The organism is Streptomyces sp. NPDC006283, assembly GCF_040613325.1.
Taxonomy (GTDB): Bacteria; Actinomycetota; Actinomycetes; order Streptomycetales; family Streptomycetaceae; genus Streptomyces.
Genome location: NZ_JBEXRZ010000484.1, coordinates 1 through 1,242, shown reverse-complemented (window position 1 = coordinate 1,242; position 1,242 = coordinate 1). Strand labels below are relative to the sequence as shown.

Here is a 1,242-nt window from a genome sequence, read left to right as displayed (position 1 = left end):
CTCCTGGCCGGTGCAGATGGTGAAGGTGAGGGTGTCGATGAGGATGTCCGACTCGTGGATGCCCCAGTTGCCGGTCAGGTCGTCGATGATCCGCTGGGCGATGGCGACCTTGTGCTCGGCCGAACGGGCCTGGCCCTCTTCGTCGATCGTCAGGGCGATCAGCGCGGCACCGTGCTCCTTCGCCAGCTTCGTGACCTTGACGAACCGCGACTCCGGTCCGTCCCCGTCCTCGTAGTTGACGGAGTTGATGACCGCGCGGCCGCCCAGCTTCTCCAGCCCGGCGCGCAGGACCTCGACCTCGGTGGAGTCCAGCACGATCGGCAGCGTGGAGGCGGTGGCGAAGCGTCCGGCCAGCTCCTCCATGTCCGCGACGCCGTCACGGCCGACGTAGTCGACGCACAGGTCGAGCATGTGGGCGCCTTCGCGGATCTGATCGCGCGCCATCTCCACACAGTCGTCCCAGCGGCCCTCGAGCATCGCCTCGCGGAACTTCTTCGACCCATTCGCGTTCGTCCGCTCGCCGATCGCCATGTACGCGGTGTCCTGCCGGAACGGCACCGTCTGGTACAGCGACGCGGCGCCCGGCTCGGGGCGCGGCTCGCGATCGGACGGCACCGTTCCGCGCACCCGCTCGACGACCTGACGCATGTGCTCCGGCGTCGTACCGCAGCAGCCGCCGACCAGGGAGAGGCCGTAGTCGGACACGAACTGCTCCTGCGCGTCGGCGAGCCCTTCGGGGCCGAGCGGGAAGTGCGCGCCGTCCTTGGTGAGGACGGGGAGGCCGGCGTTCGGCATGCACAGCAGAGGGATACGGGAGTGGCGCGAGAGGTAGCGCAGGTGCTCGCTCATCTCCGCCGGACCCGTCGAGCAGTTCAGACCGATCATGTCCACACCGAGCGGCTCGAGCGCGGTGAGCGCGGCTCCGATCTCCGAACCCAGCAGCATCGTGCCGGTCGTCTCGAAGGCGAGTGAGCACAGCAGCGGAAGATCTGTTCCCGTCGCTTCCATGGCGCGGCGGGCACCAAGGATCGCGGCCTTGGTCTGCAGCAGGTCCTGCGTGGTTTCGACGATGAGGGCGTCCACGCCGCCGGCGATCATGCCCTCGGCGTTCTGCTGGAAACCGTCGCGGAGCACGGTGTAGGGGGCATGTCCCAGGGTGGGCAGCTTGGTGCCGGGGCCCATGGAGCCCAGCACCCACCGCTGCCGGCCGGTCGAGGCGGTGAACTCGTCGGCCACCTCGCG

The 1,242-nt window shown here is 69.2% G+C and carries 1 protein-coding gene; it reads right to left on the bottom strand.

What is annotated here, in order from left to right:
* The coding region (locus tag ABZ070_RS37450; RefSeq protein ID WP_356640682.1) for a homocysteine S-methyltransferase family protein at nucleotides 1-1,242 on the bottom strand (1,242 nt) is incomplete at both ends.